Below are 24,905 nucleotides of genomic sequence, written 5' to 3' on the forward strand. Positions count from 1 at the left end.
AGAAATGATTGATTTCTAAAATCTATAAATAATAACGTGGAATATACTATATATTTATTGTTTATGTGTTAATCATTTTCGAGAATTATCATTTTGTTTAAAAACAGCTTGTGTCGCATTCTTCAGTCTGGGGTGCATAAAGTGAAGGGAAGCGTTAAATCGTCAGTAATTGGAGGTGGTCGTTTTCATGTTTGTTAAGTGGGGGAGAGTGACCCCCACTTTTATTCCACAGTAAGTGTCAGCCGATTAACCTACGTATGCGGCCAGCATCTCCTGTGCTGCCAGTTTGCCTAACGCATTTGCTGCGAAAGGACTGTCACCGGTTAAAAGTTTACGATCTTTGTGTACCCGGCCGGTAATATCATCATTGACGATGTTCATGCCCATTTTCTTCAGTTCTTCACCAAAGTACCAGGTCAGATGACCCGGCATGTAGCCAATCTCTGGCGTTTGTTTGTCTGCAGCGTCAGGGAATGCGCAAATTGAATAACCATTTAATGGGTTATCGCCGTGGCGAAGCGCCAGAAAGGCTGCCGGACCGTGGCAAAGGGAGATAACAAAACGGTCATTTTCAATTGCCCACCGCAGAGCAGCAGCCACGTCTTTGCTTTCTGGTAAACCAATGAGTGCACCGTGACCGCCAGGAACAAAGATTGCTGCGTATTCGCTGTCTGCGTTGAGGCTGGCAACAACATCTGCCAATTTTTTCGGATTGCGGAACAGAGATTTGTGCTGCTCAAAGAATGGCATCACTTTTTCATCTTTCCGCGGCATCGCCCAATATTCAAATTTTGTCATCAGGCCAGAAAGCGTCGCAACTTCGAACTCGAAACCAGCAGCATGCAGATGATATAACGGCAGCAACGTTTCAATCGGATGGTTTCCTGTTGAGAAGAGCTTACCATTATCGGTTGGCAAATAGCGTTCATCGGCGGCGATTACCAGGATTTTTTGCTTTCCGCTATACGGTTTTGGATAGTCTACCCCATCAAGATCAGAAATCGGGCTGGTATATTGGCCTAACGAATATTCTGACGGGAAGAAAGCATTATCTTCAGCCATATCGATTTGCGGATTCTTACTTTGTTGAACAGTCATAGTGTATTCCTTGTTGTTACTTATGTAGGTTAGTCACTATATTCGCGACTGAGCTGGTTGCTATTTTTAACCAGATAGGAAATTGGAGTCAATATATCGAAAGCGGTATGCAAGGGGGAGTGTGCGATGACTATGCTGCACTTGTGTAGGATATTAGTCATGCCAATTTTCTCCTTATTGCGTAAAGTGGTTAGAATTGGTGTTAATTTATTTTAGTCTATTTTTCAGAAATCAGGATATTGACTCACTGGTAGCACAATTTTTAATTGTGGAGATTTTTTGTGCTCACGTGATGCTTAGAGCGGCACCGGGGGGGGGGGCTGACAACCGAGTGATTTGCCTGAGGCCTGCTTAAGATAGGTAAATGCTGGAGCAAAGAATCTCCCCGGAACATGCGATGAGAGTGTAAGTTAAGAAAATGAGATTATTAGCAAAAAAATAATCGTAAAACTGTCTGGCACGAAAGATTATCGCGAAAGAATGATGATCCAGATTAAGGTTTAACTGATGACAGATATGATTAATTACTTGTCATCAGATGTACTCTTTGCGCAATTTGCCAGAGGGAATGGGCTGGAGACTAAAGTGGGGCAGCAACGATAACTTTTCTAAAGATAATGACATAAATATAGCATTAAAAATATGCACTAATCATTCAAGCGCAGTTGATTAATATTGAATTTTTTCAGGGAATACCTATGTACCGAAATATTGTTATTCCGGTGAATGTTTTTTCTCGGGATGATAGAGAGCAAGCGTTTTTTCATGCGCAATTTTTCGCCAATGTTTCTTCTGGGCATGTTCACTTACTTGGCTTTATACCGGAATATTTAAGAGTTCTCGAGCGTGGGTATATTTCTGATATGCATCGTTTTAAAGAAGCTCTACGTGGGCAGGCTGTGTGCCGTTTAGCTCATATAGCAGAACAACTGGTTTTGCCTGAAGGATTTATTCATACATATGTTCATTTCGGCACTCTTCCGGAAGGGATAAAGGAACTTGCTGAACAACAACTGGCTGATGTTATTGTGCTGGGAGCTACGCATGAATTAGGGTTTATCGACATGCTACGGCAGTTTAGCGTGCCGCTGTTGGTGATTTGATGTGGGATATAAAAAAGCCTGAATTCGATGAGGGACGAACTCAGGCCGATATTATGTTTTACAGTTACGTGCCGCGGCGCGTTGGCTGATTAGAACTGGTAGACAATACCAACTGCAAACTGGTCATCAGATGCGGCATTGGTAATTTCTGCATCATCTTTATCCAGCAGGTTAAATTTGTATGCAGTATAAACGTTCATGTTCTTATTGAAGTAGTACCAGGTACCAACTTCAATGTAGTTCACGCGGTCAGCGTCAACATATTTATGGCCAGGTACCCCTTTGATATCTTTACCTTTGGAGTAAACATAACCTAAGGATGGACGCAGACCAAAGTCGAATTGATACTGAACAACTGCTTCAAAGTTCTGAGTTTCGTTGATCAGTTGATCGCGCATTATCGAGTTGCCGTCTTTGTCGAAGCCGCCTGTATTAACTGATGTCGGTGTCATATTACGAGTTTCACCATACATCACAGCAGCGTAGACATTGTTCGCATCATATTTTGCTGCCAATGACCATACTTCTGCATTTGAACCGTTTCCATCAGCAACTTGCTCATTGGTACGATCAGATTTGCCATAAACACCGACAAAACCAAAACCTTCGATGTTGTAGTCTACAGACAACGCATAGCCATCACCGTTTTGTTTAGTAACGCCACGATTGCTGTTCTTACCTTGATATTGAACAGCAAAATTCAGACCGTCAACCAGACCAAAGAAATCAGAGTTACGGTAGGTTGCAACACCGTTGGTACGACCGTTCATGAAGTTGTCAGCGGAAGCCCAGGAATCGCCACCCCATTCAACTAACATATCGGTATAAGCTGCGGCATCATAGGCAACACCGTAGTTACGACCGTAATCGAAAGATCCAAGTCCGTTATATTTCAAACCAGCGAAGGTTAAACGAGTTTTTTCTTGGTTAGAACCTTCAGGCTTGCTGGCGTCAAGGTTGTATTCAAACTGACCAAAACCAGTCAGTTCACTGTTGATTTGAGTTTCACCTTTTACGCCAAAACGAGCATAGGAGGTATCTTCGTTTTCGCTGTTATTATCATCAGTGTTCGACCAGATGCGCTCACCAACCATCTTGCCGTAGAAATCAACTTTATTGCCATTTTTATTATAAATTTCAGCCGCATTTGCTGCGCCAGCAACTAATAACGCCGGGACCAGCATTGCCAGAACTTTTCTTTTCATTATGTATTCCCTTGTGATTATAATCTTCATGAATATATCAATAAGTGCCGTTATCCAAAAAAAAGCACATTTGGATACTATTCTATGAAGTTCATTTTATTTTAAAGATTACATGTAACAAATGTATTTAAAAGATTTCAAAATGTTTCCATTCTATTTAATATAATTCATGATTATGAATTTCAGACATAAGCATTCATCATATTTATATATGTATATCAATTGTTTATTGTTCTTTTGGAAGGATAGCTTGCGTCAATGGTTGTTGAGCTAAAGACTGAGTGTGATCTACTGCACATAAATAAACGCATAAAAAAAGCCGGCATCATGCCGGCCCAAAAAATATAAACAAGACGATAAAAGGCTAATAACGTAGTCATCATGACACAGAAAACAAAAAAGGTATAATTGTATTCAATGCCAATATATTCAAAATATGAATTAATCAATTATGCCCAAACAAAAAACAAATGCCTTCCGACTTGTTTTTTCTGCACATAATGTCAGTGGTTAAGATTCATATATTTGTACAAAAAATGAGTGAGACTTGACTGGCTCGACCGATGTGGAAAAATGTGACTTTTATCACATAACAGTATAAGTCTGAATTTTCCGGGTTATCTCAAAATGGAGTATGGTTCGACAGCAATGGAAGAAAGACTCTCTCGCAGCCCTGGCGGCAAACTGGCTTTATGGGCTTTCTATACCTGGTGTGGTTATTTTGTCTGGGTAATGGCGCGTTACATCTGGGTAATGAGCCGCATCCCCGATGCCCCCGTGTCTGGATTTGAAAGTGATTTAGGTTCAACTGCGGGTAAGTGGTTAGGTGCGTTAGTGGGATTTTTGTTTATGGCCATGGTCGGTGCGTTGTTGGGCGGCATTGCCTGGTACACGCGACCTCGACCCGTACGTAACAGACGCTATGAGTAAAAACTGCTAAGGTTGCGACTCTTTGGCAGCGGAGCGCATATGGACTTACAACACTGGCAGGCACAATTCGAGAACTGGTTGAAGAGCCATCATCAGTATCAGGACGCGGCCCATGACCTGTGTCATTTTCGCCGCGTTTGGGCGACGGCACAAAAACTGGCGGTAGATGAAGACGTGGACATGCTGGTGATTTTAACCGCCTGTTATTTTCACGATATCGTGAGCCTGGCGAAAAATCATCCGCAACGACAGCAATCTTCAATACTGGCAGCAGAAGAGACGCGTCGCCTGCTATGTGAAGAGTTCGCGCAATTTCCAGCGGAGAAAATCGAGGCCGTTTGTCATGCCATTGCAGCACACAGTTTCAGTGCGCAAATTACGCCCCTAACGGCGGAAGCTAAAATCGTGCAGGATGCGGACCGGCTGGAAGCCTTAGGCGCAATTGGCCTGGCGCGTGTGTTTGCGGTTTCAGGCGCGTTGGGTGTGGCGCTGTTTGATGGCGAAGATCCGTTCGCGCAGCATCGCCCGCTCGATGATAAACGTTACGCGCTGGACCACTTCCAGAGCAAGCTGCTAAAACTACCCCAAACGATGCAAACCGCAAAAGGTAAACAACTGGCGCAACACAACGCCCGTTTTCTGGTGGAATTTATGGCCAAACTTAGTGCGGAACTGGCGGGGGAGAATGAAGGTATCGATCACAACGTGATTGATGCGTTTTCGCCAGCTGGCTGCGCGCGTGGCCCTAAACCGATGTAATTATGTTAACCTGTCGGCCATCTCATATGGCCGGTTAAATCTATGCAGGAAAATATTTCAGTAACCGATTCATACAGCACCGGGAATGCCGCACAGGCAATGCTGGAGAAACTGCTGCAAATTTATGATGTTAAAACGCTGGTGGCGCAACTTAATGGTGTGGGTGAGAATCACTGGAGCGCGGCGATTTTAAAACGTGCGCTGGCGAATGATTCGGTATGGCACCGTTTAAGTGAAAATGAGTTCGCCCACCTGCAAACGTTGCTACCCAAACCGCCAGCACATCATCCGCATTATGCGTTTCGCTTTATCGATCTCTTTGCCGGGATTGGTGGTATCCGTCGCGGTTTTGAGTCAATTGGCGGTCAGTGCGTATTTACCAGTGAATGGAATAAACATGCGGTGCGCACCTATAAAGCCAACCATTATTGCGATCCGGCAACTCATCATTTTAATGAAGATATCCGCGACATTACCCTGAGCCATAAAGAGGGCGTAAGTGATGACGCGGCGGCGGAACATATTCGTCAGCACATTCCTGAACACGATGTTTTACTGGCCGGTTTTCCTTGCCAGCCGTTTTCACTGGCTGGCGTATCGAAAAAGAACTCGCTTGGGCGGGCGCACGGTTTTGCCTGCGATACCCAGGGTACGCTGTTCTTTGATGTGGTGCGCATTATCGACGCTCGTCGTCCGGCGATTTTTGTGCTCGAAAACGTTAAGAACCTGAAAAGCCACGACCAGGGTAAAACGTTCCGCATCATCATGCAGACACTGGACGAACTGGGCTATGACGTTGCCGACGCAGAAGATAACGGCCCGGACGATCCGAAAATCATCGATGGCAAACATTTTCTACCACAGCATCGTGAGCGCATCGTGCTGGTGGGCTTTCGTCGCGATCTTAATCTGAAAGAAGATTTCACTCTGCGTGACATTAGCGATTGTTTCCCGGTGCAGCGAGTGACGCTGGCGCAATTACTGGACCCGATGGTCGAAGCGAAATATATCCTGACGTCGGTGCTATGGAAGTATCTCTATCGCTATGCGAAAAAGCATCAGGCGCGCGGTAACGGCTTCGGTTATGGGATGGTTTATCCGAACAATCCGCAAAGTGTCACGCGCACGCTTTCTGCCCGTTATTATAAAGACGGCGCGGAAATCTTAATCGATCGCGGCTGGGATATGGCGACAGGTGAGAAAGACTTTGACGATCCGCAGAATCAGCAACATCGCCCACGAAGATTAACGCCTCGCGAATGCGCGCGTCTGATGGGCTTTGAAGCGCCGGGAGAAGCGAAATTCCGTATACCGGTTTCTGATACGCAGGCCTATCGTCAGTTCGGTAATTCGGTGGTAGTACCGGTCTTTGCCGCGGTGGCAAAACTGCTCGAGCCAAAAATCAGACAAGCGGTGGCGTTGCGTCAGCGAGAAACACAACATGGCCGATGTTCACGATAAGGCCACGCGTAGCAAAAATATGCGCGCGATTGCCACGCACGATACGGCAATCGAGAAACGTCTCGCCAGCCTGTTAACTGAGCAGGGGCTGGCGTTTCGTGTTCAGGAGGCCAATCTTCCCGGACGTCCGGATTTTGTCCTTGATGAATTTCGCTGTGTGATATTTGCCCACGGTTGCTTCTGGCACCATCACCATTGCTACCTGTTTAAAGTCCCCGCCACGCGAACAGATTTTTGGCTGGAGAAGATTGGTAAAAATGTCGAGCGCGATCGGCGCGATATCAGTCGTTTGCAGGAACTCGGCTGGCGCGTGTTGATTGTCTGGGAATGTGCGTTACGCGGGCGGGAGAAATTAACGGACGCGGCACTTACCGAGCGTCTGGAAGAGTGGATCTGCGGCGAGGGCGCCAGCGCGCAGATCGACACTCTGGGGATTCATTTACTCGCTTGATGCATCCTGAATGACGGGAGCGACAACGGGTTTTGCCGGGAAGAGATATTTCCCCAACGTGACCAGCACCACGGCGAAAACAATCACTCCTAGCGCCAGCCATTCAATCTTCGACAGCGTTTCGCCGCCCAGACCCGTACCCAGCAATACCGCGACCACGGGATTAACATAGGCGTAGCTGGTGGCCAGAGCCGGACTGACATTGCGGATTAAATACATATAAGCGTTGATGGCGATAATCGAGCCAAACAGCGTCAGATAGCCGACTGCAAGGAAACCAGCAAGCGAAGGGACTGCTGTCAGTTTTTCACCCGCAATCATCGACGCAATCATTAACACTACGCCAGCCGCCAGCATCTCAATGGCACCTGCCATCATCCCTACTGGTAAGGTAATGCGTGAGCCATAAACCGACCCAAACGCCCAGCTAATTGAGCCGATTAAAATCAGCATTGCACCCCACGGGTTACCGCTTAAATTACCGCCACTATTGAGCATGATGATCCCGGCAAGCCCAATGGCGATACCCACCCATTCCAGTTTGCGCGTTTTAATGCCAAACAGGCGGCTGAAGCAAAGAGTAAAGAGTGGCACCGTTGCCACCACCACGGCGGCAATGCCGGAAGGGACGTTTTGATGTTCGGCAACCGTCACCATACCGTTACCGACAGCCAGCAGTAACAGGCCAATAAGCGCGGCGTTGAGCAGGGGACGTAGCGGCGGCAATTTGTGCCCACGCAGCAGTAAAAATGCCATCAATAAAAGACCTGCTGCCAAAAATCGCACCCCCGCCATCATTAACGGTGGCCAGCTTTCAACGCCAATCCGAATGACAAAATAGGTCGAGCCCCAAATGATATACAACGCAAACAGCGCGCCAAAAAGCGGTAATAACTGGCGGAAACGCATAATCCCTCACGGTGGAAATAAAAAGGTGGTTCATAGTAAACGTGAAAATCATTCTGCTGGCGAGAGATATAATTGTGCTTGATTGTTAAAAAAATGTTGACCTGTGAAGCAAGTATCAGGCAAGCCGATTTTGCTTCATACTTAGCGCGTCAACGAAAAAATGAGAGGGAATGCTTTTGGCCGGGAGTAGTTTATTGACGTTGCTCGATGATATCGCCACTTTGCTGGACGATATCTCCGTGATGGGCAAGCTGGCGGCGAAGAAAACCGCCGGTGTATTAGGGGATGACTTGTCGCTTAATGCGCAACAAGTTTCAGGTGTGCGTGCCAACCGGGAACTTCCTGTAGTCTGGGGCGTGGCGAAGGGATCGCTAATCAACAAAGTGATTCTGGTGCCGCTGGCGCTGATCATCAGTGCATTTATCCCGTGGGCAATTACGCCACTGTTGATGATTGGTGGTGCGTTTCTCTGCTTTGAAGGGGTAGAGAAAGTGCTACATATGCTGGAGGCGCGTAAACACAAAGAGGATCCGGCGCAGAGTCAGCAGCGTCTGGAAAAACTGGCGGAGCAAGACCCGCTCAAGTTTGAAAAGGACAAAATAAAAGGGGCCATTCGCACCGATTTTATTTTGTCTGCGGAAATTGTCGCCATAACGCTGGGCATTGTGGCGGAAGCGCCGCTGATTAATCAGGTGCTGGTGCTCTCAGGGATAGCTCTGGTGGTAACGATTGGCGTGTATGGCCTGGTGGGGATTATCGTTAAGATTGATGACCTGGGCTACTGGCTGGCAGAAAAGTCCAGTACGTTGATGCAGGCATTGGGTAAGGGGCTGTTGATTATCGCGCCCTGGCTGATGAAAGCATTATCGGTTGTCGGCACGCTGGCGATGTTCCTGGTGGGTGGCGGCATTGTGGTGCATGGCATCGCGCCGCTGCATCATGCCATTGAACATTTTGCCGAACAGCAGAACGCGCTGGTGGCGATGATATTACCGACTGTTTTAAATCTGATTCTTGGATTTATCATCGGTGGCATCGTGGTGCTGGGAGTGAAAGTGGTAGCGAAAATGCGCGGCCAGGCACATTAAAATTCACATTGGCTGTTATGCAAAATTCGCCATCCTCGACTAAGGTGAACAAGTTTCACTCGAAAAAAGGAGGCGAGTATGAGCTTTATGGTTAGTGAGGAAGTCACGGTAAAAGAGGGCGGCCCGCGGATGATTGTCACCGGGTATTCCAGCGGTATGGTTGAGTGCCGGTGGTATGACGGTTATGGGGTCAAGCGGGAAGCTTTTCATGAAACCGAGCTTGTTCCGGGGGAGAGGAGTTGTTCGTCGGAAGAAGTTTGAAAGTGTGCAATTAACACCAGGCCGGATAAGGCGTTCACGCCGCATCCGGCAGTTGTACCAGCGTCTGCATGGAGTGCCTGATGCGACGCTGTCGCGTCTTATCATGCCAGGGTTATACAAATAATCGATATCTGGCGATAGAATCAAAAGTAGGCCGGATAAGGCGTTCACGCCGCATCCGGCAGTTGTGCCAGCGTCAGTATCGAAGGCCTGATGCCTCGTATCATGCCAACATTATAAAATTATCGTTGTTTGGCGGTACGCTATCGCCAGGTTGTGCCAGAATCATTAAAAAGCAGGTTGGGAGTCGTCAGGGTGCAGCACGAGACAAAAATGGAAAACCAGAGCTGGCTAAAAAAACTCGCACGCCGCCTGGGGCCAGGTCATGTCGTTAATCTGTGCTTTATCGTGGTGTTGATCTTCTCCACTTTGCTTACCTGGCGTGAAGTCGTGGTGCTGGAAGACGCCTATATCTCAAGCCAGCGTAATCATCTGGAAAACGTTGCCAACGCGCTCGATAAGCAATTGCAATATAACGTCGATAAACTGATTTTTTTGCGTAATGGAATGCGTGAAGCCCTTGTTGCGCCGCTGGATTTCACCTCTATGCGTAACGCTGTTGTCGAGTTTGAACAACATCGCGACGAGCACGCCTGGCAAATCGAACTCAACAGACGACGCACTCTGTCAGTAAACGGTGTCTCGGATGCGTTAGTGAGCGAGGGAAATCAGCTGTCTCGCGAAAATGAATTACTCGACAATGAAATTACTGCCGCACTGGAAGTCGGCTACTTACTACGACTGGCGCACAACTCTACTTCGATGGTTGAACAGGCGATGTATGTCTCCCGCGCCGGATTCTACGTTTCGACGCAGCCGACGTTGTTTACCCGAAATATCCCTACGCGTTACTACGAATTTGTCACACAACCCTGGTTTATCGGCCAATCAGAACGAGAAAATCGTCAACGTGGCGTACGTTGGTTTACCTCTCAGCATGACCATAACAATGTTACTGAACCGCAGGTCACCGTAAGCGTGCCGGTCGACAGTAATAATTACTGGTATGGCGTGTTGGGGATGAGTATCCCTGTGCGCTCAATGCAGCAATTTCTAAAAAACGCTATTGATAAAAACCTGGATGGCGAATATCAGCTCTACGACAGTAAACTGAAATTATTAACTTCCTCTAACCCGGAACACTTGGCGGAGGATCTCTTTGATCCTCGAGAGCTGGCATCTCTGGCGCAGGCTATGGAACACGATACGCGCGGTGGCATTAGGATGAACAGTCGCTATGTTAGCTGGGAGCGACTGGACCATTTTGACGGCGCATTGGTGCGCATTCATTCGCTCAGTGAAGGTGTGCGTGGTGATTTCGGCAGCATCAGCATTGCGTTAACCCTTCTGTGGGCGCTTTTTACGACGATGTTACTTATCTCCTGGTATGTGATTCGCCAGATGGTCAGCAATATGTTTGTCCTGCAAAGCTCGTTGCAGTGGCAGGCGTGGCATGACACCTTAACGCGCTTGTATAACCGTGGCGCATTGTTCGAAAAAGCGCGTCCGCTTGCCGAATTGTGTCAGATACACAAACATCCGTTTTCTGTCATCCAGGTCGACCTTGACCATTTTAAAGCGATTAATGACCGCTTTGGTCATCAGGCAGGCGATCGTGTGCTGTCGCATGCTGCCGGATTAATCAGTCATTCATTGCGTTCACAGGACGTTGCCGGCCGCGTGGGCGGCGAGGAGTTTTGTGTGATTCTGCCTGGCGCTAACCTGGCGCAGGCAACGGAAGTGGCCGAACGTATTCGCCTGAAGCTGAATGAAAAAGAGATGTTGATCGCCAAGAGCACAACCCTACGCATCAGTGCCTCGCTGGGGGTGAGTAGCAGTGAGGAAACCGGCGATTATGATTTTGAACAATTACAGTCTCTGGCCGACCGACGGTTGTATCTTGCAAAACAAGCGGGGCGCAATCAGGTTTGCGCCAGCGATAGCCCTTAACTGGCCGTGAAAAAGTGATCCAGCCCTTCGCGCCAGCCTTCCGGTCCTTCTCGCTGTGTCCGCAAGACACGGGCCGGATCCTCATTTTGCAAATGCACGCCTTCCCGGTTTAGCCCTTTTACAATCACCGCATAATCCATCACTTCCAGTAATGGTGCGTCATTTGGGCCATCGCCTAAGCCAAGCGTGGTCGGACGTTTTCCACGCGATTGCTGATATGCCGCAATGATCCAGTTGGCTGCCTGATCTTTCCCGGCTGAGACATCCAGCACATGCCAGAAACGCGCACCTTGCACAAATTGCAAGCCCAGTTCATTCAGGCGAGCGGTAAATTGCGCCATCCGCTCGTCAGTGTCGCGCCAGATAAGCGTGACAGAAGCCTCATGCAACTGCGTCAGTGCTGCCTGGCTGTGGCTTAAGCCAGTCCATTCAGCGATGGTTGTATCATCGACGTCATCAAAGGTGGTGAATTTGAAGTGTTCTTTCTCACGCAGCGTATTTAATACCAGGCTGATTTCACTATGAGCAATCCCCGAGATGATGCGCGGAAAGCCGTCCAAATCCTGCCAGTGTTGATCCAGTTGGATCACCGCGCCGTTCTCTGCAATGAGTGACAATCCTTGCAGACCTAACATCTTTTGCAGGTACAGCATCTCAGCCGAGGTTTTACTACTACACAGGATCACGGGGATCTCCGCTTCCCGCAGGCGGATTAACCAGGAGGCGGCAGGTTGCCAGTCATAGCTATGACTGTCCAACAGGGTGCCATCAAGATCGGTAAAAATCAGCAGCGGTTGATGAATTGAAAGCATGATCGCGCAGTACTCCCCTTGCCTGGATGTTTCTTAAAACAGCACGAATAATAAAAAATCGTTTTTCGGGAGCGATCACGTGAACGCCAGAGCCTTCAAGGGGTGACGTGGATCACACTTCCATTCATAAGTGACGTTAATCATTCATATCAAGAATATTTTCTTGTCAGCATAAAAAATTGCGGATAAGGTGATGAACGCATCAGATTTCCTGGTGTAACGAATTTTTTAAGTGCTTCTTGCTTAAGCAAGTTTGATCCCGGCCCCAACAAGGGCCGGGATTTTTTTATGACGCATTTAGCGATTCACTTCAGAGACGCTAAAGTCATGAATATCAAGTTCAAAGGCATCGGCTAATTCACGCCATGTATGATATTCACGGCCATCGACGCTGACGTGTTCTGAATCGTTCTGACTGCGATGAACTTCGCTTTCGCTAATTTCATTGATCGCCGCCAGCAGGGCATCGACATCGACGCTGACCTCACGTTTTGCGGTATCGCTGTACTCTTTTGCGGTTTTCATCATCTATCCTCGCAACCGTTGCTTATATGTTGCTGCCGACACGTCATGTCAGCCAGGCATTTCTTAAGTATAGACCGTTGAGAAAATCAGCACTCGCACGCGCCTGGCGCTGTCAGAAAAACGAAATTGTTCTAAACTGGCACAAAGCCACAGGAGGAAAACGATGAAGGTGAATGATCGGGTAACAGTCAAAACGGATGGCGGTCCGCGTCGTCCTGGCGTGGTACTGGCAGTTGAGGAGTTTAGTGAAGGCACAATGTACCTGGTTTCGCTGGAAGACTACCCGCTCGGCATCTGGTTCTTTAATGAAGCAGGGCATCAGGATGGTATCTTTGTGGAGAAAGCAGAGTAATTTCTGTCAGCCTGACTGGTGGAATACCACCAGTCAGTATGCCCTAGCGCATGTTGACAAAAATACCATTTGTCACATTATCCGTCAGTCGGACGACATGGTAGATAACCTGTTTATTATGCGTTTTGATCTTACGTTTAATATTGCCTTTATGCGATGAAACGGTCTTGGCTTTAATATTCATTTGGTCGGATATTTGAATCGTTCCCTGGCCAGCCATCCACATTCGCAACATACTCGATTCGGTCCGGCTTAATGATAGCGTTGGCATATTTAAAATGCTGGCCATCGTTGTCTCTTTTTTCAGAATATCGCCAAGGATATCATCAAGAGATTCCGGTTTAATCGATTTGGAACTGATCAATAAATTTTTTCTGACCAATAGATATTCATCAAAATGAACATTGGCAATTGCCATAAAAACGATAAATAACGTATTGGGATGTTGATTAATGATGTACTTGATACGTTGACTGTTAGAAGCATCGTGGATAAAACAGTCCTCATTAATAAACACCACTGAAGGGTGCTGTGAATCACAAGCGATGGCAAGGTCATCAACGGTTTCAATGTCGTTGATTTCTCTTTTTTTCACCCCTCTACTCAACAGATACCCGGTCAAACCCAGCCGGGTGTAACTACATAAATCCATAATAATCGTTGACATGGCATACCCTCACTCAATGCGTAACGATAATTCCCCTTACCTGAATATTTCATCATGACTAAACGGAACGACATGGGTCACCTAATGCGCCACTCTCGCGAATTTTCAGGCGGACTTACTATCCCGTAAAGCGTTGTATAATTTGCCTGGAATTGTCTTAAAGTAAAGTAAATGTTGCGATATGTGAGTGAGGTTAAAACAAATATTTCGCCACAGGAGTATCCTGGAAGATGTTCGCTGGTATTATTTTTCGGATAATCCTTAGGATAACAAGAGAAACATTAGGGAATCATATTACAGGCAATTCGCTGATAATATCCGCCAGCAAATTAAAAATTTCACTAAATAAATGTTCGCAAAAAGGAGCAATTAACGGCATTAATGCCGCCATTAATGAGATGCCGACAGTCAACGTTAATGGAAAACCAATAACAAAAATTGATAATTGCGGGGCCATACGATTCAGTAAACCTAATGCGATATTCAGCGTCAGCAACAGGGTAATGAGCGGTAACGCCAGCATCAACCCGTTAAGGAAAACCAGACTTCCTGCTTTGGTGAGTGCCAGAAATGCATTGCTGTTCAGCGGCTCGCCACCAATGGGTAGAGTGTGAAACGTATCGACCAGCAACGAAATCAGCCATAAATGACCGTTAAATGTCAGGAACAGCAGCAACGCCAGCATATCCATAATGCGCGCTAAGACGGGCATATTGAGATGACTGCCAGGATCGACGAACGTCGCAAATGACAGCCCCATTTGCAGACCGATAATTTCGCCAGCGGTTCGAACAGCGGCAAAGGCAAATTGCATGGTAAAGCCAAGTGCAATGCCAATCAGGATTTGCTGCACCGCCAGCCATAGGGCATAGAACGAAAAAACGGCAACATCGTTGGCGGGGATTGCCGGAGCAATGGCGAACGTGATCATCATTGCGAGGCCTAGTTTTACCCGTTTTGGCACGCTGCGTTCGCTCAAAATGGGCGCGGTGGAGATCAGCGCCAGCACACGCAGTAATGGCCAGAAATACAGGCTTAACCAGGAAAGCCATTGATCGCTTGTTACCTGCAACATTACATCGATTACCCGATGATATACGGCAGGTTAGTGAATAAGGTACGAACGTAATCCAGCAACAGGTTGAGCATCCACGGTCCGGCAATAATAATGGCGATAAATACGGCGATGATTTTCGGAATAAACGACAGCGTCATTTCGTTAATCTGCGTGGCGGCCTGCAAAATACTGATGATAAGACCGGTGACCAGCGCCACCAGCAACAGCGGGGCAGCCAGTGCCAGCGCGACTTTCATCGCTTCTGTCCCCATCATCATGACCGATTCGGGTGTCATTTGGCCTCTCTAGCTGTAAAAGCTCTGTGCCAGCGAGCCGACCAGCAATTGCCAGCCATCCACCAGTACAAACAACATCAGTTTAAACGGCAGGGCAATGGTCGCGGGGGGAACCATCATCATCCCCAATGCCATCAACACACTTGCAATAACCAGGTCGATAATCAAAAACGGAATGAAAATCGTGAAGCCTATCTGGAAGGCGGTTTTCAACTCGCTGGTCACGTAGGCCGGGAGCAAAATGCGCATCGGTACTGCTTCAGGTCCCTGCAACGGGCCGGTATTCGCCAGCCTGGCAAACAACCCTAAATCCGCCTCGCGGGTCTGGCGCAGCATAAACTCACGCAGTGGCTGCGCCCCTTTTTCCAACGCCTCCTGCATTGATATTTTCTCTTCGCTGAACGGCTGATACGCATCGACATAAATTTTGTCGATTACCGGAGACATAATAAAAAAGGTCAAAAACAGCGCCAGCCCCAGCAATACCTGGTTGGGCGGCGCGGAGGGCGTTCCCAGAGCGTTACGCAATAAACCAAAAACAATGATGATGCGGGTGAAGCTGGTCATCATCAGTAAAATTGCCGGAATAAAAGTCAGCGAGGTGATGAACACCAACGTCTGCACCGGGAGTGACCAGCTTTGTCCACCGCCAGGCAGCGGCTGGCTGGTGATGCCAGGCAGTTGAGCAAAGGCGAGGGGAGTAAACAGCCAGAGAAGGGCCGGTGCGGCAGACAAGAGACGACGCATCAGGCTCTCCCGCCACGCTTAAGTAAATTTTTCATGACCGACTGAAAATCGGCTTGAGGTAACTCTTCCGTTGGCGCAGAAGGGGGAAGTTTATGCAGCAGATTGATTTGCCCGGCAGTAACGCCGAGCACCAGTCGCGCATCTTCCACATCGACCACCACGACCCGTTCACGCGCCCCCAACGAGGCACTAGCGCTGACTTTCAGCCCGTTCGTGCCATTACGTTTGGGAGCAAATCCCAGCCTTTTTACCAGCCAGGCCGCAGCGAGGATCAGGACAATAATGGCAATTAGCGCGCCGCTCACCTGAAGGAGCGGAGCAGCAGAAACCGGCGCTGAAGGTTGTACAGTAGCGTGGTTATTCATCACTAACGGCTCAGGCGGCGCATTCGCTCGGACGGGGTAATGATATCGGTGATCCGCACGCCATATTTATCAGCGACTACGACAACTTCGCCCTGAGCAATTAAATAACCGTTGATCAGAATATCCAGCGGTTCGCCCGCCAGACCGTCCAGCGCCACGACTGACCCTTGCGTCAGACGCAACAACTCTTTGATGGTCATTCGTGTGCGGCCCAGTTCGACGGTCAGCTTAACCGGAATATCCATAATCAGGTCGATATCCTGCAATGTTCCACTGACGTCGCCGCCGCCAAGCTGCTGGAACACCGCTTCAGCCGCGCTTTTGCCGCTTGTTGATTTTTGTTCGCCTAACGCTTCAGCCCACAGATCGTCCATTGCGCCGTTGTTGTCATCGGCCGGATTATTCAAGTCACTCATTTGGGCTGTTCCTCGTTCAGAGAATTCAAAATCGGGTTAATCAAATGTTCTATCCGTAACGCATACTGACCGTTGATGGTGCCGTACTGGCTGGTCAGTACCGGAACGCCATCAACATGGGCGATAATGCGATCGGGTTTTTCTATCGGCAGGACATCGCCGGGCTTCAGCTTTAAAATCTGCGACAGGCGCAGCGAAATATCGGCAAAGTTGGCGACCAGCTCCAGCTGTGAATGCTGAACCTGGCGCACCAGGTTATCGCGCCAGTTCTGATCTTCATTACGCGAGTTTTCCAGCGGCGGGTTAACCAACAATTCCCTCAGTGGCTCGATCATGCTGAATGGCAGGCAGATATTAAATTCGCCGGTCAGGTTGCCAATCTCCACATGGAACGGCGTGTTAACCACAATGTCGTTCGGTGAGGTGGTGATATTGGTAAATTTCACCTGCATTTCGGAACGCACGTACTCGACTTCCAGCGGATTAATCGCCTTCCACGCGTCGCTATAGCCTTCAAGTGCCAGCTTCAACATGCGATTAATGACGCGCTGTTCGGTATGAGTAAACTCGCGACCTTCTACTTTGGTAGGGAAGCGTCCATCGCCGCCAAACAGGTTATCCACGGCGATAAACACCAGACTCGGCGAAAACACCACCAGCCCTGTTCCGCGCAGCGGTTTCAGATGGATAAGGTTCAGGTTGGTCGGCACCGGCAGGTTGCGGGCAAATTCATGGTACGGCTGTATGCGGATAGCCCCGACGGTAATGTCCGGGCTACGGCGCAGCAGGTTGAACAGCCCCATGCGGAAATGGCGGGCAAAACGCTCATTAATGATTTCCAGCGCCTGCAAACGTTCGCGCACAACCCGGCGTTGCGTGTTGGGATCGTACGGACGAATGTCACTTTCGCCGCTAACACTGGTTGTCGGTTCGTCTTTGACCTCGCTGTCGCCATTCAACAGCGCATCAATTTCAGCTTGAGAAAGAATACTATCGCCCATGTCGTTATCGCAGAATAAAAGCGGTATACAGCACGTCGGTGACATCCTGTTTCGGTTGCCCGGCAACAAGCGGGGGGGAGAGTGTGGCTTTAATTGCGGCAATCAGTTTTTGCTTGCCTTCTTCCGTTGCCAGCACGGCGGCATCCTGGCGCGAAAACAGTAACAGCAAGCGACTGCGGACTTCCGGCAAATACTCGCTCAGCCGCGAACGGGTGGCTTCATCTTTCAGCCGCAGCGTTATGCCGATATAAAGTACGCGATCTGCATCGCCAAGATTGACCGTAAAAGTGTCCAGCGCATAGAAGACAGGTGAGAGTACGACGCGTTGCTGTGCTTTGTCGCCAGCGGTCACTTGTTGCGAATGCCAGTAGCTGTAACCCGCGCTGGCACAGGCCGCGAGAGTGATGAATACCAGGATCGGGAGCCAAAGCGATCGCCTGCTTTTCTTGCTTATCGCGTAATCAGTCATGTGTTGCGGTCTTCCTGTGTCGCTACTGCTTATCGGCTAATTATCCTGCGTCTTAAGTGTGGCAAAGCGGGGAAAAGACGCGGATTAAGGTGTTACCTCTGGCGTTAGGCGAAAATATCGACGCCACTATTGCCAGATGAAACTCTCTGGAGAGTTGTGGGAACTGGCAATGCATCGTCATCCTCGGTTGTCAGGCGTTCATGGCCTGATGTGCGTGGACGTTGTTGTTGCTCGGAAGCTGCCTGCTGCTGACCGCTAAAACTCTCTCCGCTGATATTGCTCTGCCCCAACTGAATTCCGCTTTCTGCCAGTTGTGTGCGCAGTACCGGCAAAGCCGCTTCCAGAGCGGCGCGCACGTGCTGATGCGGCGAAACCATCTGAATTTGCGCCTGGTTGTCATCCACCTTAAGGGAGATTTGCACTTCGCCTAAATCTTGCGGATGCAAACGCAGTTCGGCACTTTGTTGCCCCTGGTGGGTAAACAGCGAAATATGCTGGCTTAAGGATTGTTGCCATTCGTGGGAACCCAGCGGTGCGCTCAAAACAGGCGCTGCGACGGTGGGCAGTGGCTGCGTCTGGAGCGGAGTAATTAGCGGACTGGCGACAGTAGTAACAGGTGAAGGCGTGCTGATGACCTCCGCTTTACTCTGGGCTTCAGCGACCAGCGGTGTTAATGGCTGATCTGGCGCGCCAGGGGCGTCGTCAGGTTGAGCTGTTGCGAGTTGCGCGGTAGTCAGTTTTGTTGAGAGTGCTTGCTTCTGCGTCGGTAACGTTGTTACAGGCGCATCAGTCACTTTGGGGGTATTGTCAAAACCGGGCAGCATAGCAAAAAGGGCGCTCAGGCTGGCGACAGCATCTTCATTAAGGTCATCCGTTTTATCGTCGGCGACCGTTTCCTTTTCTGGCATGGCTGTCAGCGTATTAACCAGAGCCGTTGTCAGCGGCGTTGTATCGGGTAGTGCTGCGGTTATTTCAGCCAGCGTTTCGTCAGTAGCGATGTGTAAATCAGACGGCAATACCCCGCCCAGAATTTCGTTGGCGCGTTCTTTACCTTGCGCGTGTGGGGTATCCACTGCAACCTGAAGCAATGGCGAAGCTTTGCCTGGTGCTGCATCTCCTGCTAATGCCCCGCTCAACAACGCAAGAAAATCCTGTGCCGTGTCAGTGGCGCTAGCACCGGGCAATGTGGATGTGTCAACGTCAGCGGTAATCAAGGGCGCTAAACGAATCATTCAGTTTTCCTCATGGCGGCGCGCTGGGCGAACTCGTCCATCTTTTTCTGATCGAGGCGGTTTTCTGCTAACAGAGCCGCCGTGGATTGCCGTTCCTGGAGGGTCTGCCAGGCCTGCAAGCGTTGTTTCTTTTCTCGCCAGCTGTTCAGAGCAATGTCAACTTTCTGCGTCCACTGATTAAGCTGCTGGCGGTGCTGGGTAATGGCCTTTTCCAGCGTCTGAATGAACTGCTGGTAGTTGATCCAGCGATTACTGGTCATTCCTGCACTCATGTCGTTGTTCAGGTTGCTGCGATATTCATTCTGATAATCGATCAGCATTTTGAGTTGTTCTTCCGCTTGCTGACATCCGCGACGCATTTCACCCAGCAGGCGGGCCGCATTATCCACCTCTTTTTCTGCCAGATCTTTCAGGGTCGCCAGGGCGCCATGTTCTGCCATCTGCTGTTATCTCCTGCTTAGTCACACAGTCGGAAAAATACGTTCCAGCCCCAGGAGAGAGTCTTCCCAGTCCGCGCGTTCAAAAATGCCTTGTTGCAAATATCCCTCCAGCTGCGGCCACAAGGCGATAGCTTTATCGAGCATTGGATCGCTGCCTTTGGCATACGCGCCGACGCTGACCAGATCGCGGTTACGCTGAAAACTCGACAACAGCTGCTTGAATGTGCGTACCCGCGCGTAATGCTGCTCGCTGATCAACGCCGTCATTGCACGGCTGATTGAGGCTTCAATATCAATCGCCGGATAGTGCCCGGCTTCTGCCAGACGGCGAGACAGCACGATATGACCGTCGAGGATCGCCCGCGCGGAGTCGGCAATTGGATCCTGCTGGTCATCGCCTTCGGTGAGCACGGTATAAAACGCGGTAATCGAGCCGCCGCCGCTGATTCCGTTTCCGGCACGTTCGACCAGCGCCGGTAATTTGGCGAATACCGACGGCGGATAACCTTTGGTGGCTGGTGGTTCGCCAATCGCCAGCGCAATCTCACGCTGGGCCATCGCGTAGCGGGTGAGGGAGTCCATAATCAGCAACACATGCTGACCACGATCGCGAAAATCTTCGGCAATGCGCGTGGCATAGGCGGCACCCTGCATTCGCAGCAGCGGAGAAACATCCGCCGGAGCGGCAATCACCACGGAGCGCGCACGCCCTTCGGCACCGAGAATATTTTCAATAAAATCTTTTACTTCTCGCCCACGTTCACCAATCAAACCAACGACGATCACATCGGCACGGGTGTAGCGCGCCATCATTCCCAGCAGCACACTTTTACCGACGCCGGAACCGGCAAACAGCCCCATACGCTGCCCGCGCCCAACGGTAAGCAGGGCATTAATTGGGCGCACGCCCGTATCCAGCACATGCTCAATCGGTGTACGTTGCAACGGGTTAAACGGCGGGGTAATCAGGGCGCCAGTTTCAGTCGTATCGGGGGAGGGCAGACCATCGAGCGGTTTACCGCTGCCGTCCAGAACGCGACCTAATAACGCCGGACCGAGCGGTAGCTGCTTGCCGCTTTGCAGCCCATCGCCGGAGATATTTCTGGCGTAAACGCGTGCGCCGGGCAGCACGCCTTCCACTTCCTCCAGCGGCATTAAAAACAGCCGTTGACCGTTAAAGCCAACCACTTCGCTTTCTACTTCGTGCGTTTCAGTGCCGTTCTGACGTTCAATGACACAGGTTGCGCCGAGCGGCAGTTGCAATCCGGTGGCTTCCAGCACCAGCCCGGTGGCGCGGGTTAATCGCCCGTAGCGACGCACCGCAGGCAACTGAGCCATTTTGGCTTCAAAATTATCCAGCGTGGTTAGCCAACGTGTCAGGCGCGGGGTCATTACACCACTCCTGGCGCTGCCAGACGGCAGAGTTCTTGCCAGCGGGTGGCGACACTGGCGTCGAGATCGCCTTCATCAGCGGAGACTTTACAACCGCCAGGATGGAGGGTCGGGTCGCCGCGCAAGCGCCAGCCATGCAAACTTAAGGTTGCGCCGAGCATCTCATCAACACGTTGCAGATCATCCGGATGCACGCGTAGCTGCGGTTTGCCACTGAATAACGGTTCTTGTTGCAACAACTGTTGGATCTGTTTGATCAGTGCCGAGTTATCCACCGTTGGCGGCTGGCCGATCACCTGACGCGCTGCCTCCAGCGCCATCTGCATCAGGCGTGAAGCAATCACGCTATCCAGCGCGTCAAGGGTGGTCTGAAACTCGCTGACCAGTTGCTGCATCCGGGCATGAATCGGCGCTTGCTGGGATTTTGCTTGTGCCAGTCCTTGTTCCAGCCCCTGAGCCAGACCTTCCTGATAGCCTTGTTCATGGCCTTGCTGGCGACCTTCGGCAATCCCCGCCTGATAACCTTGCTCGTGGGCCTGCATTTGCAGTTGTGCCAGTTGCTGCTCAAGGCTGGGTTCGGCCTCTTCAGTGACGGTTTCTTCTGGCTCCATCAGCGGCACAAACTCCGCCTGGGGTGGCGCGAGATCGTCCGGTGTCCAGGTTTTCCACGGCAGATTATCAGACATAGGTATCCTCGCCGCTGCCAATCACCATCTCGCCGGTTTCGGCAAGGCGGCGCACAATCAGCAGAATCGCTTTCTGTTCGTTTTCCACCTGCGACAGACGCACCGGACCACGGTTGGCAAGATCGTCGCGCAGAATATCGGCGGCACGCTGCGACATATTGCGCAGGAATTTCTCGCGCAGTGGCTGCTCGGCCCCTTTCAGCGCGATCAGCAGCGATTCGGAATCCACTTCCTGCAACAGACGCTGGATGCTGCGATCGTCGACATCCACCAGATTTTCGAACAGGAACATCTCGTCGATGATTTTCTGCGCCAGTTCGCCGTCAAATTCACGCACGGCGGTAATAACCGCTTCTTCCTGCTGAGTTTTCATCAGGTTGATAATTTCCGCTGCTGTTCTCACGCCGCCCATTTTGCTGCGTTTGAGATTCTGGCCATCGAGCAGGCCATTCAGCACTTCTGTCAGTTCAGCCAGCGCGGCAGGTTGTACGCCGCCAAAGGTAGCGATACGTAGCATCACGTCGTGGCGCAGACGTTCATCGAACAACGCCAGAATATCGGCGGCTTGAGCGCGTTTCAGATGCACCAGAATGGTGGCGATAATCTGTGGATGTTCATCGCGAATCAGATCGGCGGCGCTCTGTGGCTCCATAAAGTTGAGCGTTTCAATACCGCTGGCAGTGTCGCGGGTTTCGAGAATATCTTCCAGCAGGCTGGCGGCACGCTCTTCGCCCAGCGCTTTGACCAGCACTGAACGCAGATAATCATTGGCGTTAATATTCAGTGCGGCAAACTGTTCGGCTTCTTGTTCAAACTCTGCCAGTACTTCAGTTAATTGTTTGTTGGAGATCTGCGAGACGTTCGCCATTGCCGCGCTCAGGGTTTGCACTTCTCGTTGGGACAGGTGCTTGAATACCTCTGCTGCCCGGTCTTCGCCAATGGTCATCAGCAGAATGACGCTTTTATCGGTGCCTGTCAGGTTACTCATGATCGTTATTTATCCACTGGCGAATGACCAGCGCCACTACGCGCGGATCGTTATCAGACATGTCGCGGATGCGCTGGCTCATTACCTCAGCCCCCAGACGTTGGTTAGCGCGGCGTTGTTGCAGTTGTTCGTCTTTGCTCAGGCGTACTTCCACTGCATCTTCCGTCTCCTGGCGAGTTTGTGTCTGTTGCTGAACGGCTTTCACCACCTCAGCGCGGCGGATTAATTGCGGACGCACCGCTTTACGCCACAGCAGCCACGCCACCAGTATCACCAGCAACCAGCGTCCGGCAGCCAGTAACTGATCGATAAACGCTTGTTGTTGCCAGAACGGCAACTCACCACCACTTTCATCACTACTGGTAAACAGCGAGTTGACGACATTGAGCGAATCACCGCGTTTTTCCGAAAAGCCCATTGCCTCGCGGGTCAGATCATCAATTTGTTTCATCTGTTCGGCGCTCAGTGGCAACGGTTTGCCATCCGGCAGCGTTTTGTAATTCACCACTACCGCGACAGACAGACGTTGCACGTCGCCGACGTTCATTTTGGTATGACGAATGGTGCGATCGACTTCGTAGTTGCTGGTTTCATTACGCTGTGTGCTGCGCGGCCCACTATTGCTGGTGGTGCTCGTCTGTTGTTGGCGATTGTTTTGATTTGCCGGAGGCGTACTGATCGGCGCGTTATTTGCAGGCGCGGGCTGATTAGACAATGCCCCCGGCACGCCGCCCGGATAACCGGAACCGCTCTGCTCGCTTTCATTCAGTTGACGGGAACGAAGTGCTGCCTGTGACTCATTGCCATTAGGGCGATACTGCTCTTCTGTTTGCTCTTTACTGGCGAAATCCAGCTGCGCTGTGACTTGCGCATGAATATTGCCGTTGCCGACAATAGGCGACAGAATTGCTTCAATACGACGCTGAATGCGGCCTTCGACATCGCTGGTATATTTCAACTGAACGTCATTGAGATCGCGCCCGCTGGTGTTGGACTGGGTTAACAGATGCCCACCTTGATCCACCAGCGTAACGTTACCCGGTGGCAGCCCAGCTACTGCACTGGAAACCAGATGCACAACGGCGCTAATTTGCCCTTCATCCAGCGCACGTCCTGGCAATAAATTCACAGTCACCGATGCGGAAGGGGATTTTTGTTCACGGACAAATAAAGACGGTTTCGGCATCGCCAGATGCACGCGCGCCCCTTTTACCGGGCCGATAGTTTCGATGGTACGAGAAAGTTCGCCTTCCAGCGCTCGCTGATAATTCACCTGTTCGCTGAACTGGCTGATACCAAACTTTTCCTGATCGAGCAGTTCAAAGCCGACCGCTCCGCCTTTAGGTAAGCCTTGCTGCGCCAGACGCAGACGCAATTCATGAACCTTATCCGCCGGAACTTCAATTGCACCACTGGCTTCACTAAAGCGGTAGGGGATGTTCATCTGCGTCAGTTGGCTGACGATCGCGCCACCATCCTGATCGGAAAGGTTGCTGAATAACGTGCGGTAATCAGGGGCTTTTGCCCATAGAACTAACGCGACTATCACTGCCACTGCAGCGGAACCAGCAACAATCAAAGGGATTCTCGGATTCGCGCGTAGGCGATTAAGCCACTCAAGAGATTTTGTCTGGGCTGCAGTCGTATTCATCGCGCACCTCGCGGCAGATGAAAGACGGCGTTATTGGCAAAGTGGAACAAGACGCACTCCCGGGTCAGCAAACTCGAAAAATTGACGGCCTCATTATTTGTGGTTTTATTTTTTTCTATGCGCCAATTAACCCGGTTTTTTATCGTTATTTAACGCCTTTATCTTATTGACTTACTGTTAATCTCTGCTACCAGAAATGATCCAGGAGATGAATATGTCAGCCATACAGGGGATTGAAGGGGTTATCAGCCAGTTACAGGCTACGGCGATGAGTGCCCGTGCGCAGGAATCACTACCACAACCTGGCATCAGTTTTGCCGGACAACTTCATGCCGCGCTCAATCGTATAAGTGATACGCAAACCGCCGCCCGCACCCAGGCAGAAAAATTCACCCTCGGCGAACCCGGCGTGGCGCTAAACGATGTGATGACCGATATGCAAAAAGCCTCAGTTTCAATGCAAATGGGGATTCAGGTGCGTAATAAGCTGGTGGCGGCGTACCAGGAAATGATGTCCATGCAGGTGTAGGTTTT

General features: G+C 50.3%; 29 protein-coding genes. 10 read left to right on the top strand and 19 right to left on the bottom strand.

The window, feature by feature from the left end; all coding sequences use genetic code 11:
• Nucleotides 1-246: 246 nt before the first annotated feature.
• Nucleotides 247-1,098 (bottom strand): glyoxalase III HchA, encoded by an 852-nt coding sequence (hchA, locus tag D9736_RS02480; protein WP_130223645.1) that lies wholly within the window; start codon nt 1,096-1,098, stop codon nt 247-249.
• Nucleotides 1,099-1,796: 698 nt separating this feature from the next.
• Between hchA and D9736_RS02485 the strand changes: the two genes are divergently transcribed.
• Nucleotides 1,797-2,201, top strand: a complete 405-nt coding sequence (locus D9736_RS02485) for a universal stress protein (protein WP_130257622.1) — start codon at nt 1,797-1,799, stop codon at nt 2,199-2,201.
• A gap of 89 nt (nt 2,202-2,290) precedes the next feature.
• On the opposite strand, the gene D9736_RS02490 is transcribed toward D9736_RS02485, so the two are convergent.
• Nucleotides 2,291-3,406 carry a porin gene (locus D9736_RS02490; RefSeq protein WP_130257623.1) on the bottom strand — a complete coding sequence of 372 codons (1,116 nt, stop codon included), beginning with the start codon at nt 3,404-3,406 and terminating at the stop codon, nt 2,291-2,293.
• Between the two features lie 648 nt (nt 3,407-4,054).
• Between D9736_RS02490 and drpB the strand changes: the two genes are divergently transcribed.
• From drpB to D9736_RS02510, 4 genes are read left to right on the top strand one after another with little or no spacing between them, the layout of a single operon-like run.
• Complete coding sequence (gene drpB, locus D9736_RS02495; RefSeq protein ID WP_254446237.1) at nt 4,055-4,336, top strand: cell division protein DrpB; 282 nt, start codon at nt 4,055-4,057, stop codon at nt 4,334-4,336.
• A 39-nt stretch (nt 4,337-4,375) separates the two neighbouring features.
• Complete coding sequence (locus tag D9736_RS02500) at nt 4,376-5,095, top strand: phosphohydrolase (protein WP_130257624.1); 720 nt, start codon at nt 4,376-4,378, stop codon at nt 5,093-5,095.
• A gap of 42 nt (nt 5,096-5,137) precedes the next feature.
• The gene (gene dcm / locus D9736_RS02505; RefSeq protein ID WP_130257625.1) at nt 5,138-6,556 is read left to right on the top strand and encodes a DNA-cytosine methyltransferase; all 1,419 of its coding nucleotides are present in this window, start codon (nt 5,138-5,140) and stop codon (nt 6,554-6,556) included.
• The gene (locus D9736_RS02510; protein WP_130257626.1) at nt 6,537-7,007 is read left to right on the top strand and encodes a very short patch repair endonuclease; all 471 of its coding nucleotides are present in this window, start codon (nt 6,537-6,539) and stop codon (nt 7,005-7,007) included. The genes dcm and D9736_RS02510 overlap by 20 nt, the downstream gene beginning before the upstream one ends.
• Here D9736_RS02510 and yedA read toward each other — a convergent pair.
• Nucleotides 6,996-7,916, bottom strand: coding sequence for a drug/metabolite exporter YedA (gene yedA, locus D9736_RS02515; protein WP_130257627.1), 921 nt, complete (start codon nt 7,914-7,916; stop codon nt 6,996-6,998). The two genes, D9736_RS02510 and yedA, sit on opposite strands and share 12 nt — an antisense overlap.
• 170 nt (nt 7,917-8,086) lie before the next feature.
• Here yedA and D9736_RS02520 point away from each other — a divergent pair, with 170 nt between their 5' ends.
• The 3 genes from D9736_RS02520 (at nt 8,087) to dgcQ (ending at nt 11,275) form a co-directional block, all read left to right on the top strand.
• Nucleotides 8,087-9,004: a DUF808 domain-containing protein gene (locus tag D9736_RS02520; protein WP_130223633.1), complete on the top strand. Its 918-nt coding sequence runs from the start codon at nt 8,087-8,089 to the stop codon at nt 9,002-9,004.
• Nucleotides 9,005-9,082: 78 nt separating this feature from the next.
• On the top strand, nt 9,083-9,265 hold the full coding sequence (locus D9736_RS02525; protein WP_130216455.1) for a DUF2158 domain-containing protein: 183 nt from the start codon (nt 9,083-9,085) through the stop codon (nt 9,263-9,265).
• Nucleotides 9,266-9,580: 315 nt separating this feature from the next.
• Nucleotides 9,581-11,275 carry a cellulose biosynthesis regulator diguanylate cyclase DgcQ gene (gene dgcQ / locus D9736_RS02530; RefSeq protein WP_130257628.1) on the top strand — a complete coding sequence of 565 codons (1,695 nt, stop codon included), beginning with the start codon at nt 9,581-9,583 and terminating at the stop codon, nt 11,273-11,275.
• Here the strand turns inward: dgcQ and D9736_RS02535 are convergent.
• Nucleotides 11,272-12,087, bottom strand: coding sequence for a mannosyl-3-phosphoglycerate phosphatase-related protein (locus D9736_RS02535; protein ID WP_130257629.1), 816 nt, complete (start codon nt 12,085-12,087; stop codon nt 11,272-11,274). The genes dgcQ and D9736_RS02535 overlap by 4 nt on opposite strands.
• A gap of 297 nt (nt 12,088-12,384) precedes the next feature.
• A complete protein-coding gene (yodD, locus tag D9736_RS02540) occupies nt 12,385-12,612 on the bottom strand; it encodes a peroxide/acid resistance protein YodD (RefSeq protein ID WP_000844800.1) in 228 nt (75 codons plus the stop codon).
• Between the two features lie 163 nt (nt 12,613-12,775).
• On the opposite strand from yodD, the gene dsrB reads away from it, so the two are divergent.
• Complete coding sequence (gene dsrB / locus D9736_RS02545; RefSeq protein ID WP_000867217.1) at nt 12,776-12,964, top strand: protein DsrB; 189 nt, start codon at nt 12,776-12,778, stop codon at nt 12,962-12,964.
• Between the two features lie 43 nt (nt 12,965-13,007).
• Here the strand turns inward: dsrB and rcsA are convergent, their stop codons facing one another.
• From rcsA to fliF, 14 genes are all read right to left on the bottom strand, one after another.
• Nucleotides 13,008-13,631 carry a transcriptional regulator RcsA gene (rcsA, locus tag D9736_RS02550; protein ID WP_130216461.1) on the bottom strand — a complete coding sequence of 208 codons (624 nt, stop codon included), beginning with the start codon at nt 13,629-13,631 and terminating at the stop codon, nt 13,008-13,010.
• A gap of 289 nt (nt 13,632-13,920) precedes the next feature.
• Entirely contained in the window at nt 13,921-14,706 is a 786-nt protein-coding gene (fliR, locus tag D9736_RS02555; protein WP_130257630.1) for a flagellar biosynthetic protein FliR, read from the bottom strand.
• Nucleotides 14,707-14,714: 8 nt separating this feature from the next.
• Nucleotides 14,715-14,984 carry a flagellar biosynthesis protein FliQ gene (gene fliQ / locus D9736_RS02560; RefSeq protein ID WP_000187358.1) on the bottom strand — a complete coding sequence of 90 codons (270 nt, stop codon included), beginning with the start codon at nt 14,982-14,984 and terminating at the stop codon, nt 14,715-14,717.
• A 9-nt stretch (nt 14,985-14,993) separates the two neighbouring features.
• On the bottom strand, nt 14,994-15,731 hold the full coding sequence (fliP, locus tag D9736_RS02565; protein ID WP_130223627.1) for a flagellar type III secretion system pore protein FliP: 738 nt from the start codon (nt 15,729-15,731) through the stop codon (nt 14,994-14,996).
• Complete coding sequence (gene fliO / locus D9736_RS02570) at nt 15,731-16,096, bottom strand: flagellar biosynthetic protein FliO (protein ID WP_130223702.1); 366 nt, start codon at nt 16,094-16,096, stop codon at nt 15,731-15,733. Before fliO ends, fliP begins: the two co-directional genes overlap by 1 nt.
• A gap of 2 nt (nt 16,097-16,098) precedes the next feature.
• Nucleotides 16,099-16,512, bottom strand: a complete 414-nt coding sequence (fliN, locus tag D9736_RS02575; protein ID WP_130208597.1) for a flagellar motor switch protein FliN — start codon at nt 16,510-16,512, stop codon at nt 16,099-16,101.
• Nucleotides 16,509-17,513: a flagellar motor switch protein FliM gene (gene fliM, locus D9736_RS02580; protein WP_130216469.1), complete on the bottom strand. Its 1,005-nt coding sequence runs from the start codon at nt 17,511-17,513 to the stop codon at nt 16,509-16,511. The genes fliN and fliM overlap by 4 nt, the downstream gene beginning before the upstream one ends.
• Before the next feature lie 4 nt (nt 17,514-17,517).
• Nucleotides 17,518-17,982 carry a flagellar basal body-associated protein FliL gene (gene fliL / locus D9736_RS02585; RefSeq protein ID WP_130223621.1) on the bottom strand — a complete coding sequence of 155 codons (465 nt, stop codon included), beginning with the start codon at nt 17,980-17,982 and terminating at the stop codon, nt 17,518-17,520.
• Nucleotides 17,983-18,086: 104 nt separating this feature from the next.
• Nucleotides 18,087-19,214, bottom strand: a complete 1,128-nt coding sequence (locus D9736_RS02590) for a flagellar hook-length control protein FliK (protein ID WP_130257631.1) — start codon at nt 19,212-19,214, stop codon at nt 18,087-18,089.
• Entirely contained in the window at nt 19,211-19,654 is a 444-nt protein-coding gene (fliJ, locus tag D9736_RS02595; protein ID WP_130208591.1) for a flagellar export protein FliJ, read from the bottom strand. Before fliJ ends, D9736_RS02590 begins: the two co-directional genes overlap by 4 nt.
• A 21-nt stretch (nt 19,655-19,675) precedes the next feature.
• Nucleotides 19,676-21,046 carry a flagellar protein export ATPase FliI gene (fliI, locus tag D9736_RS02600; RefSeq protein WP_130257632.1) on the bottom strand — a complete coding sequence of 457 codons (1,371 nt, stop codon included), beginning with the start codon at nt 21,044-21,046 and terminating at the stop codon, nt 19,676-19,678.
• Nucleotides 21,046-21,732, bottom strand: a complete 687-nt coding sequence (gene fliH / locus D9736_RS02605) for a flagellar assembly protein FliH (RefSeq protein WP_130257633.1) — start codon at nt 21,730-21,732, stop codon at nt 21,046-21,048. The genes fliI and fliH overlap by 1 nt, the downstream gene beginning before the upstream one ends.
• Complete coding sequence (gene fliG / locus D9736_RS02610; protein WP_032184453.1) at nt 21,725-22,720, bottom strand: flagellar motor switch protein FliG; 996 nt, start codon at nt 22,718-22,720, stop codon at nt 21,725-21,727. Before fliG ends, fliH begins: the two co-directional genes overlap by 8 nt.
• Nucleotides 22,713-24,371: a flagellar basal-body MS-ring/collar protein FliF gene (gene fliF, locus D9736_RS02615; protein ID WP_130223611.1), complete on the bottom strand. Its 1,659-nt coding sequence runs from the start codon at nt 24,369-24,371 to the stop codon at nt 22,713-22,715. Before fliF ends, fliG begins: the two co-directional genes overlap by 8 nt.
• A 214-nt stretch (nt 24,372-24,585) precedes the next feature.
• On the opposite strand from fliF, the gene fliE reads away from it, so the two are divergent.
• On the top strand, nt 24,586-24,900 hold the full coding sequence (fliE, locus tag D9736_RS02620; protein ID WP_130216481.1) for a flagellar hook-basal body complex protein FliE: 315 nt from the start codon (nt 24,586-24,588) through the stop codon (nt 24,898-24,900).
• The last annotated feature ends 5 nt before the right edge of the window (nt 24,901-24,905 follow it).

Origin of the sequence: Escherichia sp. E10V10 (assembly GCF_004211985.1) — a bacterium.
Lineage (GTDB): Bacteria > Pseudomonadota > Gammaproteobacteria > Enterobacterales > Enterobacteriaceae > Escherichia.